Below are 15593 nucleotides of genomic sequence, written 5' to 3'. Positions count from 1 at the left end.
CACGAATTCGTTTAAAGATCGTTAATCGTTATCTTAAGGTTTCTTCAGGTTTTCGATGCCTTTAGTGACCTTGACTGATTCAATGCGATCGCCTTGCTGAATTTTGTTTACCACATCCATACCTTTAGTGACTTTGCCAAATACAGCATAGTCCCCATCCAAGAAAGGCAGCTCTGCTAGGGCAAAGTAAAACTGTGAAGAGGCTGAGTCTGGCATTTGGGAACGAGCCATGGCCACAGCACCAGGAGTATGAGTCAACTCAGGATCACCAGGAATTCCGGCTGCCTTAAAGGTTTTGCTGTATATGGGTTGCTCTGCCCCCTTCGGCTTAATTTCTAATGGAATGTAGCGAGTTTCCTTCGTTTGTGGATCGATGAACCCCCCTGTGCCCAGACGCTCTACTGGGAATTTTGGGTTTTTCCCTTGGGGATCACCACCTTGGACAACAAATGGTTGAGGTTCCCTTACCACTCGGTGAAACACTAGTCCGTCATAAACACCCTTTTGAACCAGATCCACAAAGTTGCCAGCTGTAATCGGGGCATTGGTGCCATCAACTTCAATAGTAATCGGGGAGCCTTTTACCCTCAGCTCAACAGTAGCTTCTTTGTCTAGTCGCGGTAAATTGCTGAATTGGGGATTGCTGCTGGTCTCAGAAGGAGTAGGGTTGTTTTCGGGAGTTGATGATTCCGTTGAGTTCGACGTTGAGCCACTGCATCCTGCTATTACCAGAGCTAACACTACTAACATCACAGATAGCCAGCGCCGGATATTCTTAATCATGCTTACTATAACTATATCTTTTTTTATTGGCAATTTACAAACCTTCCAGGGGAACTCCTAAGAAACGAGCCAGCTCTGCTCCCTGATTCTCTAATTCCAAAAGGGAGATGGGTTGACCGACACGAGTTAGAGGAACTTCCCGGCGATCCTTAGTGCGCACGTAGAGGACTCGGCGTGGATTTAGACCTTCTTTGATGTCTACTCGAATCGACTGGACATCTTCTGTACGGCAACTGAATTCGACTTCACGGTTTTTACCGGGAAAGCCAGACCGCACTACTCTCACCATACCTGTTTCTTGGTTAAATTCATTGTAGCCTCCGCCGATATCCCAATAAATGGTTAGCCATAGGTAGAGAGATAGCAACAGTGCAGCAACACCATAGAACCCCATTGCTACCCCCTGAGGGATAAAAATTAGGTTGGTTGCATCTCCAATCGGGAGTAGATCCATGTTGAGATAACTCGAAAGCCCTGCCAGGAAAAATCCTATACCTCCTATAGATACAGCTCCTGCCACTAAATAGTTGCTCAAACGGCGAGAGCCAAGAACCGATTGTCGAAGTACCAGGTTTTCCAGTTGGTTGGTCGATGCTGCCATGAGAAGATGTGGTTGCCTCTAAGAAATCTGACTTGACAATAGTGCTGAGTCCGAGAGTATATCAGTTGATTTATGGATACTCCAGGGAGCTCATCTAGAACTTGTATCACATTTTTGACCAAGACAGGGAAATTATGTAACTTTTGACACCAAATCTAAAAAAAATCTGAGGAGTATGTGTAATTTTGTAAAATTTTTGGTATTTATTATTATTGTATGTAACGTTTGTAACCCCAGTCTCCTTATGGGAGAATCAAGTCAAGCGTTAAACTGTGTGATAGTTTAAGAAACATTAAGTCACCACAGCCTAACCTGATAGCCTGTGGCATCCCGTTAAAAGACAATCCTGTAAGAGTTCAGTGACTCTTGCCTCACTGAACTCTAAGGGAAATCCACCTCTAGAAGGGTGGGAGTGTCGCTAAAAAGACGTAAAAACGTCCCAATTTTGAATCCTTGCAAATCGTTATATGTATGAGGATTTGAATCTATGACAGTAGCAGTAGGACGCGCCCCCAGCACCAGAGGATGGTTTGATATCCTCGATGACTGGCTCAAGCGCGATCGCTTTGTATTCGTCGGCTGGTCCGGCATTCTGTTGTTCCCCTGTGCCTACATGGCTTTAGGGGGCTGGCTGACTGGCACCACCTTTGTAACCTCTTGGTACACCCACGGCTTAGCCTCTTCTTACCTAGAAGGTTGTAACTTCCTGACCGTAGCAGTATCCTCTCCTCCTAACAGTCTGGGACACTCCCTGCTGCTGTTGTGGGGACCAGAAGCTCAAGGAGATTTGACTCGCTGGTTCCAACTAGGAGGGTTGTGGAGCTTCGTGGCATTCCACGGAGCATTTGGTCTGATTGGGTTCATGCTGCGGCAATTTGAAATTGCGCGTCTAGTAGGCATCAGACCCTACAACGCGATCGCATTCAGTGCGCCGATTGCAGTATTTGTCAGCGTGTTCCTGATGTACCCATTGGGACAGTCGAGCTGGTTCTTTGCTCCTAGCTTCGGAGTAGCAGGTATCTTCCGTTTCATCCTGTTCCTGCAAGGCTTCCACAACTGGACACTGAATCCCTTCCACATGATGGGGGTAGCCGGGGTACTCGGTGGTGCTCTGCTGTGTGCCATTCATGGGGCAACGGTAGAAAATACTCTGTTCCAGGATGGTGACAAAGCCAATACCTTCCGGGCGTTCAACCCCACCCAAGCGGAAGAGACCTACTCAATGGTCACCGCTAACCGCTTCTGGTCTCAAATCTTCGGAATTGCTTTCTCCAACAAGCGCTGGTTACACTTCTTCATGTTGTTTGTGCCAGTAACAGGCTTGTGGATGAGTGCAGTAGGAATTGTAGGTTTAGCATTGAACCTGCGAGCCTATGACTTCGTGTCCCAGGAAATCCGGGCAGCAGAAGATCCAGAATTTGAAACGTTCTATACCAAGAACATTTTGCTAAATGAGGGTCTGCGGGCTTGGATGGCTCCAGCAGACCAACCTCACCAAAACTTTGAGTTCCCTGAGGAGGTACTACCGCGTGGTAACGCTCTCTAATACTATGGTTGCGGGCAATCGCGACCAAGAATCTTCCGGTTTCGCCTGGTGGTCTGGTAATGCCCGTCTGATCAACCTCTCCGGTAAGTTGCTGGGAGCTCATGTTTCCCATGCTGGCCTGATCGTTTTCTGGGCTGGCGCAATGACCCTATTTGAGGTTGCTCACTACATTCCCGAAAAGCCTGTGTTCGAGCAGGGATTGATTCTAATCCCTCACATGGCTACTTTAGGTTGGGGTGTTGGTCCTGGTGGCGAAATTGTTGACACTTTCCCCTACTTTGTTATTGGTGTCCTACACCTGATTTCTTCTGCCGTATTGGGCTTTGGCGGTATTTATCACGCCGTTCGTGGTCCTGAAGCCTTAGAAAGTTATTCTAACTTCTTTGGTTACGACTGGAAGGATAAGAACAAGATGACTAGTATCATCGGGTTCCACCTGATCATCTTAGGATTGGGTGCCTTCTTGCTGGTGATCAAGGCTATGTTCGTCGGCGGTGTTTATGACTCTTGGGCACCGGGTGGTGGTGCTGTTCGTTTGATCACTAACCCAACCCTGAACCCTGGTGTGATCTTCGGCTACTTAGTCGATGCTCCCTTCGGTGGTGAAGGTTGGATTATTGGTGTCAACAACATGGAAGACATCATCGGCGGTCATATCTGGATTGGTCTGATCTGCATCTTTGGTGGTGTATTCCACATTCTGACTAAACCCTTCGGCTGGGCTCGTCGTGCCTTTGTCTGGTCTGGAGAAGCTTACCTCTCCTACAGCTTAGGTGCCTTGTCCATGATGGGCTTCATTTGCTCTTGCTACGTGTGGTTCAACAACACCGCTTATCCTAGCGAGTTCTATGGTCCTACCAATGCTGAAGCGTCTCAAGCTCAGTCTTTCGTATTCTTAGCCCGTGACCAACGCCTAGGTGCTAACATTGCGTCTTCCCAAGGGCCTACTGGTCTGGGTAAATACCTGATGCGCTCTCCTACTGGTGAAATCATCTTCGGTGGTGAAACCATGCGCTTCTGGGATTTCCAAGGTCCGTGGTTGGAGCCTCTACGGGGTCCCAATGGTCTGGATGTTAACAAGCTCAGAAATGACATTCAGCCTTGGCAGCTACGTCGTGCTGCTGAGTACATGACCCATGCTCCTAACGGTTCCATCAACTCTGTAGGTGGTATTATTACTGAGGCAAATTCCTTCAACTATGTCAACCCTCGTGCTTGGTTGGCTAGTTTCCACTTTGTGATGGCTTTCTTCTTCCTAGTTGGTCACCTCTGGCACGCTGGTCGTGCACGGGCTGCCGCTGCTGGATTCGAGAAAGGTATTGAGCGTGAAACTGAAGCAGTACTTAGTATGCCTGACCTTGACTAGGTGATTTTATTGAGTGAATAACTCAATGGTAAATCAGACTAAGAAAGACTAATTAATGGCTAAGTAATGGCTAACTAATAGCTAAGTGATTTTTACAGCTCCTGTACTCTACAGGAGCTTTTTTTTGGAACAGTTTTGTGGATAACTCTTGTCTAAGTTGGTCATCGCTGTATGCAGGTCATGGGTAAGCTGTGCAGCTCCTTTTTTAACTGACTTGGTACTATAATCTGCTACACTAATCGGGGATCCAACAGTAACTGTGACATCACAACCCCATGTAGGGATAGGCTGGCTATAATTAAGAGAAATCGGTACAATATTGAGACCAATACCAGGGTGAGATGATTCTACCTGCAAGGCAATACGAGCCATACCAGGTTTTAAGGGGTTTACTTCACCATTACGGAAGATATTGCCTTCAGGAAACATTACCAGTGCTTCGCCATTACTCAGGAGTTCCACAGTGTGGCGGATACTGCTAATTCCTCCACGTCCAGTATTTACGGGGAACCCTCCTAGGCGACGGATAAACCAACCCTGTAGGCCATAGATTTCATTGGCTGAGACCATATACCGCAAGTCACGTCCGGTTACGGGTTTACCAACGGCGTAAGGAACCATTAACGCATCCCAACGAGAGCGATGGGTGGGAGCTAAAATAATAGGACCTGTCTTAGGAACGTTCTCTTGCCCTGTTACGGTAAGTTGACCAAAATGAAACGGAATGACAACACGCCGTGCTAAGGGATAGATAATGTTAATTAACCCGTGGCAAATACCAGAATCTACAGACATGGCTTTTATGGGGTTACCGTGATCGTTACCATAATCAGAAGTGCTTTTTAGCGTTGTTGTCATTGGTCAATCCTACTTACTGCAAGTAGAGCTAAACTATGAATGATCAAGGGTTTTTACTAAATCCTTAACCTTCACTTCTACTGTATGTGGTTTCGAACTCAATATTTGACACTCACAGGACACTTCTTGTGGTGTCATGCCCTTGTCTGTTGGCTATCTATAGGAAGGCTATTAATGGTGTGGCTGAAGTTAACTTGCTAAAGTTAATCAGTTTTAGGGGTAAGGGAGCAGGGAGCAGGGAGTAGGGAGTAGGGAAAGAGAGGGAAGTGTTGGAAGTGTTGGTAGATTGGGAGATCGGTAGATCGGGAGATCGGGAGTCAGATCAGCAACTCCATGAAGACTGCGGAGGTATAGCAGAAGTCAGAAGTCAGAAGTCAGAAGTCAGAAGTCAAACTCTTGCGCTTACTTAGGTTTGAGACTTTTGTCATGTCCGCGCCTGCCCTGGCGACTGCTATACAAAGAATTTTTGCCCAGGTTCGACTTCCCTGTTCTTTCTTCCCTGTTCCCTACTCCCTACTCCCTACTCCCTAAAACCCCAAGGGTGTCAGCAACTCACCCAAGGTCGAATTGCTATTGTCTTTTGCGTCGCTCGGTAAACCAAGATTGTAACTGTTCCCGACAAACGGATTCCATAATTCCCGCTATTACTGGCAACCGGTGATTAGAACAAGCACTATCAGGAAGATTAGCAACGGTGCGAATGCTGCCAGTTTTAGGATCGTCCACACCATAAACCAGAAGACCGAGTCGTGCTAAGATAATCGCTCCGGCACACATGGGACAAGGTTCCAAGGTAACGTAGAGAGTGCAGGTATTAAGATGCCAGCTTTGCAGCTGTTGACCAGCAGCACGGAGTGCCAGGATTTCGGCATGAGCAGTGGGGTCTTTGTCCCGCTCTCGACGATTCTCTCCTGTAGCAATTAAGTTACCTTCACTGTCTACAATCACGGCACCCACTGGTACCTCACCCGCTTCACCAGCTTTCTGGGCAATCTCTATGGCAACACTCATCCATTTGCGATGGATGAGATAGGTGGGATCAATCGGGTTAGGTACTTCCATTCTAGGGAGTAGGGAGTAGGGAGTAGGGAGCAGGGAGCAGGGAAAGAGAGGGAGATGGGGAGATGGGGAGATGGGGAGATGGGGAGATAGGGAGATGGGGAGATGGGGAGATGGGGAGATGGGGAGATGGGGAGATGGGGAGATGGGGAGATGGGGAGATGGGGAGATGGGGAGATGGGGAGATGGGGAGATCAGGATTAAGGGTTAATTGTTTATTACTATTTTAAAATTTCAATTATTAATTGAAATCCATAAATATTGGATTTATTGTAACCATTTTATGGTGTATTTTTTGATTAGTAAACTAGATATATCACGAAAACTAATACTACTTAATCATAACACCAAAAACTACTCGAATATCTTTCCTACTATTCCCTGTTGCCTATTCCCTGTTCCCTGTTCCCTGTTCCCTACTCCCGATTCCCGATTCCCGATTCCCGATTCCCCAAAACTAATTATTCCCCGTTCATGTTATAGATCGGTTCATTGTAGCCATCGCCACCAAAAGACCGGATTATAACCACATCAACAGTGCGATCGCATTTACTGCAATCCCTAACTTCGTTAATCATCCACTGGATCGCTTCATCCACATCAGGACCACCACCACCCAAGTCAAAGGCCGGACCATCTAAAGACAGATCAACATTAGGAGATTGACTAATTTGATAGCGCTTGACCGTAGCAGCAGCAGGAAATGCTACCACTCCCAGCATGATCAGGAATACTAAAGTACTAATAACTAAACGTTTCACTATTTTTATCCACCCTGAAAGCTTAACCGTTCAACCTTAACTCTTCTATTCCGATCTTGCACTAAGTTGAATATTTCACTTTAAAGGTAGGGAACAGGAAACATCGGAGATCCCCCTAAATCCCCCTTAAAAAAGGGGGACTTTGAGTATGGCTCCCCCCTTTTTTAAGGGGGGCTGGGGGGGATCATAATCTTGCGGAAAACTTTGAAAACACTCCCTAGGGGGGCAAAATCATACCCAGAATCAGCAACGCCCTCTCTTCCCGATTCCCGATTCCCGATTCCCGATTCCCGATTCCCATTAGCTTGCTGCCTGAGTTAGCAAAGACTCCAATTGTCCCTTACCGTCTAAATCATACAACTCATCGCAACCGCCAATGTGTTGGTTATTGATAAAAATTTGGGGTACCGTTCGGCCTCCGTTGGCTCGTTCCGCCATCTGGTTTCTGGCATTGTCGTCCCCATCGATTTTATACTCGGTGTAGTCAACCCCTTTCCACCATAGCAATAGCTTCGCTCGGATACAGAAGGGGCAGGCTTGCCAGGTGTAAATTTCCACGTTGGCTTTCATATGTTCTGGGTTGCGTCCTAGGATGGGATTGAGAAAATCCAGCATTGTTGGGTAATCCTATGTTGTTTAATCCTAGTTCAAGATATACCATACTTACAGGATAGTTTAAATTAAGAAAAAGGAAAGAAATAAGATAACTTTTTGTGTTATTATAAATCAGTATTTAGTTTGATTATTTGTTTTAAAATACTATCTAGCCATGGTTGTAATCCTGTTTACAAAAACCCTATAATAATAATTGCTAAAATACTTGTTTGTAACGCTTTTTCATTCCACTCTATGGCCACCACCGACTGACATCTTGTATCGATTCAACAATTGCAGCCAGAGCTTCCTTGCCTCCCAAAGAGATAATAGTTGAACTTAGATCAACCAACTCTCTTAAGAAGAACTCGCGATCGCGACAAGCCAAGGTGTGAAGAAACTCTTGCCAAAGGGAAACGTCCTCTTGGAGGGAAAAGTTAGGATTTTCGATGAGTATACTGAAGGCTATGGCTCGGTGATACTCAGACTGAATTGCCCGTGCCGTTTCTAGGGCTTCTGGTAGGATTTCCGAGAAATGTCGTGCTAATATACTCACGGCATTGGCTCGCCAAAACTCATCGGTAAGTGCTCGTGCTGCATCTAGGGTTTCTGGTAGGATTTCCGGGAAATGTCGTGCTAGTTCACTCAGGGCATCGGCTCGCCAAAACTCATCGGTAATGGCTCGTGCTGCATCTAGGGCTTCTGGTATAATTTCCGGGAAATGTTGTGCTAGCCTAATCAGGGCTGTGGCTAGAGAAAACTCATCAGTAATAGCCCGCGCGGCATCTAGGGCTTCTGATAAGATTTGAGGCAACTGTGGTGCTAGCCTAATCAGGGCATGGGCTCGGCTCGACTCATCGGTAATGGCTCGTGCCTCTTCTAGGGCTTCTGGTAAAATTTCCGGTAATTTTGGCGCTAGTTCACTCAGGGCATAGGCTCGGTCTCTATCATTGATAATGGCTCGTGCTGCGTCTAGGGCTTCTGGTAAAATTTCCGACAACTGTGCTCCTATTTCATTCAAGGCATTGGCTCGATCTGTGTTATCGGTAATAGCCCGTGCCACTTCTAGGGCTTGTGAGAGTAGTGTTTCCCCCAACTGTGGTGCTAGTTTACTCAGTAATATAGCTCGCTCTTTGTTATCGGTAATGGCCTGTGCCGCTTCTAGGGCTTGTGGGAGCAACATTTCCGGCAACTGTGGTGCTAGTTTACTCAGGCCATGGCCTCGGCTGAACTGACTGGTAATGGCTCGTGTCGCTTTTAGAGCTTCTGGTAAGATTTCCGGAAAATGTGGTGCTAGTTCACTCAAGGCCTCGGCTCGGCTCGACTCATCGGTAGCTTGTGCTGCCTTTATCACTTCTGGTAAAATTTCTGGCAAATGCCGTGCTAATCTACTCAAGGCTCTGGCTCGGTCTGACTGATTGGTAAGTGCCCGTGCCGCTTCCAGAGCTTCTGGTAAAATTTCCGGCAATTGTGGTGCTAGTTCACTTAGGGCATAGCCTCGGTCTCTATCATTGGTAATGGTCCGTGCCGCGTCTAGGGCTTCTGGTAAGATTTCCGGCAACTGTGGTGCTAGTTCACTCAGGGCATAGGCTCGGTCTCTATCATTGGTAATGGCTCGTGCGGCTTCTAGGGCTTCTGGTAAAATTTCGGGCAACTGTGGTGCTAGTCGAATCAGGGCATCGGCTCGGTCTCTATCATTGGTAATGGCTCGTGCGGCTTCTAGGGCTTCTGATAAGATTTCCGGCAATTGTGGTGCTAGTCGAATCAGGGCATAGGCTCGGTCTCTATCATTGGTAATGGCTCGTGCTACTTCTAGGGCTTCTGGTAAAATTTCCGGCAAATATGGTGCTAGTCCACTTAGAGCTCTGGCTTTACTTGACTTATCGGTAATTGCCCGTGCGATTTTGAGGGCTTCTGAGAGTAATGTTTCCGGTAACTTTGGGGCTAGCTCTTTTAGTGCTTCTGCTCGATTATGAGGATTTTGTATGTGTTGAAGGTAAGCCAAAGCTTGAACTGGAGTCCAGATCTTTTTCTCTACCAGGGCTGCCATCAACTCTCCTGGTATATGCCCTAGCAAACTACTCACAGAAGACACCATCAAGGCATAACGGCACTGCAAACTAATAGAACGAGTTGGTGAAGAGGAAAAAGCCTCTTCTGCTAACTGCCAAGCCTTGGCCACATCCTTAACAAAGCCCCCCAGTTTATCCAGACGTTCACAGGTTTCATACCAACCATTGCGTCCAGCTTCTGTTTCCTCCTGCAGCAGCTGGTGTACTTCCTCTACCCAACCGGCTTTTTCTAAATGCCAGGTCAGATAACTGTGACTATAGCCATCATCCGGTAGGGTGTGCCATAACCCGTTTTGGGTTTTTTGGCGATAGCGCTCTAGGAGTTGACCATGGGCTTGGGGCCAGGTTAATCCCAAACCCGGTAAGCTTCCCTCTCCCCCTGTAGCTGCTTCAGCAGTTAGTAACCGACGGGCCATGTCATGAACTAAGTCATGGAGCTGATAGGTGGGACTGCCATTAGTGGATTTACCAGAGAGCAGTAGAGCCTTAGATTTAAAATACTGTAAGGTTCTTCTTGCTTCTCGTGGACTTACATCCCACAAGGTTGTCCCTAAAGCCGGAGTAATCGAGACATCTTCTGGCAACACACCCAACCAGGCAAATTGCTGAAATTTTTCCGATGGTAGTCGTCGTAAACTGAGATTAAAGGATGCCACTAGGCTATAGTGCTTGCGTCGCTTTTCCTCAACCTCTTGGGCACCTGGTAAATCTAAGGTTTCCAACCGGGCAATTTCCGTTTGTAGGTCAGTCAGTAACTCCTGCCAGGAAATACCATCTGCTATTTGTGCTGCCGCTAACTCCAGGGCTAGGGGTAAGTAGCCCACAGTTGTGGCTAGGGCTTGGGCTTGTTTGCGGTCTGACCCCGTAAGTTTAGAACCCCCATAGTCTTCCAGTAACGCTAAGGCTTGTGAGGGACTCATCACATCTAAATCATAGCGAGTCACTCCCACAATTTGAGCTTCACGAGTTGTCACTAACACCCGGCACTTAGCACCACCAATCCGAAACGGTTGCACATGGTCTGGGTTCCAAGCGTCATCTACCACTAGCAGCGTAGCCTTTTCAAACAGCAAGGTTTGTAAATGTCTAGAAGCAGCATTAGTATTAGTGGGTTTATAGTCATGGTCGCCCAGTGCTTGGATCCAACTACTGAGGAAAGACAGCAAATCTGGCTGCTGACCCAAGGTTGCCCAGAGAATACCATCGCCAAAATGAGTCTGTACCTCTGGATCATGGGCAATAGCAGCAGCCAAGGTAGATTTACCAATACCCCCTAACCCATAAATGGCGCTAACCACCAGAGTTCCGGTCTTAGCTGTCTGCTCTGACAGTAAGGATTGCTTCAGGGATTGGCTTACCTCTGGGCGCTGGATAAAGTAAGGTGGTAAGGGTGGGGCTTGAAAAGGAACCCCTGGCTTACGGCGAAGGGATTGGCACCTTTTGGGAGTAGTAGCAGTTGCTTGTTCTTGCTGTTTGGATTTCTCTGGTCGTTTATTGTTCCACTCTTGCTTAAATATTTCTAGGTTTGTGGCTAGGTCTGGAGCGTAGAGTGTCAGGGTAAAATGCCTTTCTTCTGTTCCTTTTTTCTTGACACGGTTGTCTTCTAAAATTCCTAAGAAGTCTTCCATCCGCTGCAACGCTTCTACCACTTGACGCTTGCTGAGACTACCTGGATAGTTATCGTTCTTGGTGAGTTGGATTAAATATCTGGTCTGAGTTTCAATTACTAGTTCTGGAGGAGTTGAGGTTTTCTCTATCCAACGGAATTTAATATCGGGATTCCCCTGATTAGCTATGTCTTGGGCAAAAGAGACTAATGCTTCAAATAGACGCAGTGCTCTGGCTTTAACTTTAGGACCTAAAGTACGTCTGGGCATGCTATTGGGGGATGGGCAAGGAAAAAAAACTTGAGGGTTAGGGTAGGTTTTCCCACAATTGAAGAAGCTACCCTCAACTAGTTTAGCCTTGATACACGGTGGTTGTAGCTACCCTCAACTAGCTGTTGCTTGTAGACACTACCCCCAGGTCACTATGGATTCAGTTAGGTAATCGAAGCAATACCATGAATGACCTCAAAGAGCAAGTCGTTGATAATCAAGGAGTTGACACCATAGCATTAGTCGAAGAACCACAGCCCCTAATGGAAAATCCTGCACTCTGGCTCAAGGATGGGGACAGTCCAGCAGAAATGATTTTAGCGATCGCAGTGTTAGTGGGAGCATTGACTAGATTGATCCAGGTGGTGGGTCCTTGGTTTAAGAAGCAGGATGGGTGATCCCCCCTAACCCCAAAATTTTGGGTAGTAATGATATCAAAGTCCCCCAGAATTGGGGGATTTAGGGGGCAAACAAGAAATAGGCAGTGTGGGTGATCCCCCCTAACCCCCCTTAATAAGGGGGGAATTTGAAACTAAGGAGGGAAAAGGGTTTCAGTCACTGTTCCCGATTCCCGATTCCCGATTCCCGATTCCCGATCCCGATTCCCGATTCCCGATTCCCGATTCCCGATTCCCGATTCCCGATTCCCCGTTCCCTTCTACGAAATACCACCCTCTGATAGACTTAAGAACTGTAAACAAATAATTAAGAAAATAAGCTCATCTAGCTTTTGGGAGAACGGGCGCTTTGGAAAATACACTAGGTTTAGAAATTATAGAAGTCGTAGAAAAAGCTGCGATCGCATCCGCCAAATGGATGGGTAAAGGGGAGAAAAACACTGCTGACCAAGTGGCTGTAGAAGCCATGCGGGAGCGGATGAACAAGATCTATATGCGGGGTCGCATTGTAATTGGAGAAGGGGAGCGGGATGATGCTCCCATGCTCTACATTGGTGAAGAAGTTGGGATTTGCACCCAAGAGAATGCTGCCGACTTCTGTAACCCAAGTGAGCTGATCGAAATTGATATTGCGGTTGACCCCTGCGAAGGCACCAACCTAGTTGCCTATGGCCAAAACGGTTCAATGGCAGTGCTAGCTATTTCCGAGAAAGGTGGTCTATTTGCTGCTCCTGACTTTTACATGAAGAAGCTGGCAGCACCACCCCAAGCATTGAATCATGTGGATATCAACAAGTCCGCAACGGAAAATCTGCAAATCCTCTCCGATTGTCTAGAGCGCTCCATTGAAGAACTAGTGGTGGTTGTGATGGACCGTTCCCGTCACAAGGACTTGATCCAGGAAATCCGGGGAGCTGGTGCTCGGGTGCGACTGATTAGTGACGGTGACGTTTCCGCCGCCATCTCCTGTGCCTTTTCTGGTACCAATATCCATGCCTTGATGGGAATCGGTGCTGCACCGGAAGGGGTAATCTCAGCAGCAGCAATGCGTGCCTTAGGGGGACACTTCCAAGGTCAGCTGATCTACGATCCTGCCATCGTGAAAACTGGTTTGATTGGGGAGAGCAAGGAAAGCAACATTGCCCGGCTCAACGAAATGGGCATTACCGATCCCGATAAGGTTTACAATGCTCAGGAACTAGCCTCTGGTGAGACCGTACTGTTTGCTGCTTGTGGTATCACCCCAGGAACCCTGATGGAAGGGGTTCGGTTCTTCCAAGGTGGAGCACGGACTCAAAGCCTAGTTATTTCCAGTCAGTCCAAGACCGCTCGATTTGTGGACACCGTCCATATGTTTGAACAGCCCAAGTATATCCAATTGAGCTAACTCTTAGGAAGAGGGTTGTAACCTTGTAGGTAAGCTATCAGCTATCAGCTATCAGCCGTCAGCCGTCAGCTGAATCCTTACCCCTGTAGCGCGTAGCCACAAGACCAGTTGAAGCGTGAAGGAAGGTTGAACAAATTAGTTTAACCCTTCCTTCAATTTCGTTGTAGGAAACATTTGGGCGTTGCTGATTATGGGTATGGTTTCGCCCCCCTAGCCCCCCAATTTTGGGGGGAATAAGACCTTCAAAGTCCCCCAAAGTTGGGGGATTTAGGGGGCTTTAACATGCACCAGATGATTGCGCATTCATTCCTTAATTCAGCAACGCCAACATTTGTACCGCGAAACCGATAAAGAATTACTAATATAACGGTTTTCAAACTAATAAAGTACACAATATTTTTTCCCTGTTCCCTATTCCCTATTCCCTATTCCCTACTCCTATCAAAACATTCCCATCAAAACCATGAACATTGCCGTAGTAGGTCTGAGCCACAAGACAGCACCGGTTGAAGTCAGAGAAAAACTGAGCATTCCAGAAGCCCAGTTAGAGACTGTGATGCCCCACTTATGTAGCTATCCTCATATAGAAGAGGTAGCGATACTGAGTACTTGTAATCGGTTGGAAGTTTATATAGTCACCACCGAAACTGATGCAGGAATTCGAGAATTGTGCCAGTTTCTGACAGAAAAAGCTGGCATTCCTCTAGCCAAGTTGCGCCCCCACCTATTTATTCTGTTGTATCAAGATGCAGTCATGCACTTAATGCGGGTTGCTGGAGGTCTAGATAGCCTAGTGTTAGGAGAAGGGCAAATTCTAGCTCAGGTCAAAACCACCCACAAACTTGGTCAGCAACACAAGGGAATCGGACGTCTACTGAATCGATTGTTTAAACAAGCAATTACAGCCGGTAAGCGAGTTCGCACGGAAACCAGTATTGGAACAGGGGCGGTCTCCATTAGCTCAGCAGCGGTAGAGTTAGCTCAGCAGAAGGTAGAGACCCTTTATGGCACCTCTTTGACCCCCTATAAAATAGCAATTATCGGTGCTGGCAAGATGTCGCGCTTGCTGGTGAAACATCTGCTGGCCAAAGGTGCCGTAGATATCTCAATTCTGAATCGTTCCACCAAACGGGCTGAAGAGTTAGCAAAAGCGTTTCCCAAAGCGGATCTAAAACTGGATTCGTTGTCAGATATGATGACAGTGGTTGCTCAGTCAGATATCGTATTTACTAGCACCGGTGCCACCGAACCACTGCTGACTCGGTCGAATTTAGAAGGAGTGTTGCAGACTAGCCAATCATTAATGCTAATTGATATTTCTGTGCCTCGTAATGTGGCAGCGGATGTTGATGAGCTAGAGACTGTCCACTCCTTCAACGTGGATGACTTAAAAGCAGTGGTAGCACAGAATCAGGAAAGCCGTCGTAAGATGGCCATGGAAGCAGAAGAACTCTTATACGAAGAAGTGGAAGCCTTTGACATCTGGTGGCGTTCCCTAGAAACCGTTTCTACCATTAGTAGCTTGCGCAGCAAGGTCGAAACCATCCGTGAGCAAGAGCTAGAGAAAGCTCTATCCCGTCTTGGGTCAGAATTTGCCGAAAAACATCAAGAAGTGATCGAAGCCTTAACCAGAGGGATTGTTAACAAAATCCTTCATGACCCGATGGTGCAATTACGAGCACAGCAAGATATTGAAACCCGACGCCTGGCGATGGAATCGTTACAAATGCTGTTTAATTTGGATACTGGCAAGCAAGCAATTTAGCAGCTTGTAGCTTGTAGGGTGGGCAAAAACAGTATGGTTCAAATCAGTATTATAGATAACAGCACTTTGCCCACCCTACTGGCATGGGTATGTTTTTGAAACTTGTAGGGTGGGCAAAAACAGTATGGTTCAAATCAGTATTATAGATCACAGCACTTTGCCCACCCTACTGGCATGGGTATGTTTTTGAAACTTGTAGGGTGGGCAAAAACAGTATGGTTCAAATCAGTATTATAGATCACAGCACTTTGCCCACCCTACTGGCATGGGTATGTTTTTGAAACTTGTAGGGTGGGCAAAAACAGTTTGGTTCAAATCAGTATTATAGATCACAGCACTTTGCCCACCCTACTGGCATGGGTATGTTTTTGAAACTTGTAGGGTGGGCAAAAACTTGTAGTATGTTTTTGAAACTTGTAGGGTGGGCAAAAACAGTTTGGTTCAAATCAGTATTATAGATCACAGCACTTTGCCCACCCTACTGGCATGGGTATGTTTTTGAAACTTGTAGGGTGGGCAAAAACAG

General features: G+C 46.9%; 16 protein-coding genes. 9 read left to right on the top strand and 7 right to left on the bottom strand.

Translation table 11 applies throughout. The features are described 5' to 3' along the window. Nucleotides 1-33: 33 nt before the first annotated feature. Together F6K57_RS28125 and F6K57_RS28120 are read right to left on the bottom strand one after the other, a co-directional pair. Nucleotides 34-783: a peptidylprolyl isomerase gene (locus F6K57_RS28125; protein ID WP_293071677.1), complete on the bottom strand. Its 750-nt coding sequence runs from the start codon at nt 781-783 to the stop codon at nt 34-36. A gap of 34 nt (nt 784-817) precedes the next feature. Continuing rightward, on the bottom strand, nt 818-1384 hold the full coding sequence (locus tag F6K57_RS28120; RefSeq protein ID WP_293018122.1) for a photosystem I assembly protein Ycf4: 567 nt from the start codon (nt 1382-1384) through the stop codon (nt 818-820). 487 nt (nt 1385-1871) lie between these two features. Between F6K57_RS28120 and psbD the strand changes: the two genes are divergently transcribed. Continuing rightward, nucleotides 1872-2930: a photosystem II D2 protein (photosystem q(a) protein) gene (gene psbD / locus F6K57_RS28115; protein WP_008183309.1), complete on the top strand. Its 1059-nt coding sequence runs from the start codon at nt 1872-1874 to the stop codon at nt 2928-2930. After that, nucleotides 2914-4296, top strand: coding sequence for a photosystem II reaction center protein CP43 (gene psbC / locus F6K57_RS28110; protein WP_293071676.1), 1383 nt, complete (start codon nt 2914-2916; stop codon nt 4294-4296). The genes psbD and psbC overlap by 17 nt, the downstream gene beginning before the upstream one ends. A gap of 108 nt (nt 4297-4404) precedes the next feature. Here psbC and F6K57_RS28105 read toward each other — a convergent pair whose 3' ends face one another. Then, the gene (locus tag F6K57_RS28105; RefSeq protein ID WP_293071675.1) at nt 4405-5154 is read right to left on the bottom strand and encodes a lysophospholipid acyltransferase family protein; all 750 of its coding nucleotides are present in this window, start codon (nt 5152-5154) and stop codon (nt 4405-4407) included. A gap of 266 nt (nt 5155-5420) precedes the next feature. Between F6K57_RS28105 and F6K57_RS28100 the strand changes: the two genes are divergently transcribed. Next, a complete protein-coding gene (locus tag F6K57_RS28100) occupies nt 5421-5564 on the top strand; it encodes a hypothetical protein (RefSeq protein ID WP_293037058.1) in 144 nt (47 codons plus the stop codon). 160 nt (nt 5565-5724) lie between these two features. Here F6K57_RS28100 and tadA read toward each other — a convergent pair whose 3' ends face one another. Then, entirely contained in the window at nt 5725-6216 is a 492-nt protein-coding gene (tadA, locus tag F6K57_RS28095; protein ID WP_293071674.1) for a tRNA adenosine(34) deaminase TadA, read from the bottom strand. Nucleotides 6217-6278: 62 nt separating this feature from the next. Between tadA and F6K57_RS28090 the strand changes: the two genes are divergently transcribed. Continuing rightward, nucleotides 6279-6443, top strand: a complete 165-nt coding sequence (locus tag F6K57_RS28090; RefSeq protein WP_293071673.1) for a hypothetical protein — start codon at nt 6279-6281, stop codon at nt 6441-6443. 231 nt (nt 6444-6674) lie between these two features. Here the strand turns inward: F6K57_RS28090 and F6K57_RS28085 are convergent, their stop codons facing one another. Further along, on the bottom strand, nt 6675-6974 hold the full coding sequence (locus F6K57_RS28085; protein ID WP_293071672.1) for a hypothetical protein: 300 nt from the start codon (nt 6972-6974) through the stop codon (nt 6675-6677). 192 nt (nt 6975-7166) lie between these two features. On the opposite strand from F6K57_RS28085, the gene F6K57_RS28080 reads away from it, so the two are divergent. Further along, nucleotides 7167-7295 (top strand): hypothetical protein, encoded by a 129-nt coding sequence (locus F6K57_RS28080; protein ID WP_293071671.1) that lies wholly within the window; start codon nt 7167-7169, stop codon nt 7293-7295. On the opposite strand, the gene grxC is transcribed toward F6K57_RS28080, so the two are convergent. Together grxC and F6K57_RS28070 are read right to left on the bottom strand one after the other, a co-directional pair. Beyond that, the gene (gene grxC / locus F6K57_RS28075; RefSeq protein ID WP_293067822.1) at nt 7275-7589 is read right to left on the bottom strand and encodes a glutaredoxin 3; all 315 of its coding nucleotides are present in this window, start codon (nt 7587-7589) and stop codon (nt 7275-7277) included. The genes F6K57_RS28080 and grxC overlap by 21 nt on opposite strands. Before the next feature lie 232 nt (nt 7590-7821). After that, nucleotides 7822-11517 carry an NB-ARC domain-containing protein gene (locus F6K57_RS28070; RefSeq protein WP_293071670.1) on the bottom strand — a complete coding sequence of 1232 codons (3696 nt, stop codon included), beginning with the start codon at nt 11515-11517 and terminating at the stop codon, nt 7822-7824. Between the two features lie 185 nt (nt 11518-11702). Here F6K57_RS28070 and F6K57_RS28065 point away from each other — a divergent pair, with 185 nt between their 5' ends. From F6K57_RS28065 to F6K57_RS28050, 4 genes are all read left to right on the top strand, one after another. After that, nucleotides 11703-11915, top strand: a complete 213-nt coding sequence (locus tag F6K57_RS28065) for a hypothetical protein (RefSeq protein WP_293071669.1) — start codon at nt 11703-11705, stop codon at nt 11913-11915. Nucleotides 11916-12043: 128 nt separating this feature from the next. Continuing rightward, nucleotides 12044-12196 (top strand): hypothetical protein, encoded by a 153-nt coding sequence (locus F6K57_RS28060; protein WP_293071668.1) that lies wholly within the window; start codon nt 12044-12046, stop codon nt 12194-12196. 68 nt (nt 12197-12264) lie between these two features. Further along, complete coding sequence (gene glpX, locus F6K57_RS28055; protein ID WP_293018135.1) at nt 12265-13302, top strand: class II fructose-bisphosphatase; 1038 nt, start codon at nt 12265-12267, stop codon at nt 13300-13302. A gap of 463 nt (nt 13303-13765) precedes the next feature. After that, complete coding sequence (locus F6K57_RS28050) at nt 13766-15067, top strand: glutamyl-tRNA reductase (RefSeq protein ID WP_293039389.1); 1302 nt, start codon at nt 13766-13768, stop codon at nt 15065-15067. The last annotated feature ends 526 nt before the right edge of the window (nt 15068-15593 follow it).

Origin of the sequence: Moorena sp. SIO4A5, from assembly GCF_010672005.1 — a bacterium.
In the GTDB taxonomy this organism is placed as follows: Bacteria; Cyanobacteriota; Cyanobacteriia; order Cyanobacteriales; family Coleofasciculaceae; genus Moorena.
Note: the sequence above shows the minus strand (reverse complement) of the source record. Positions and strands in the feature narration are given on the sequence as shown.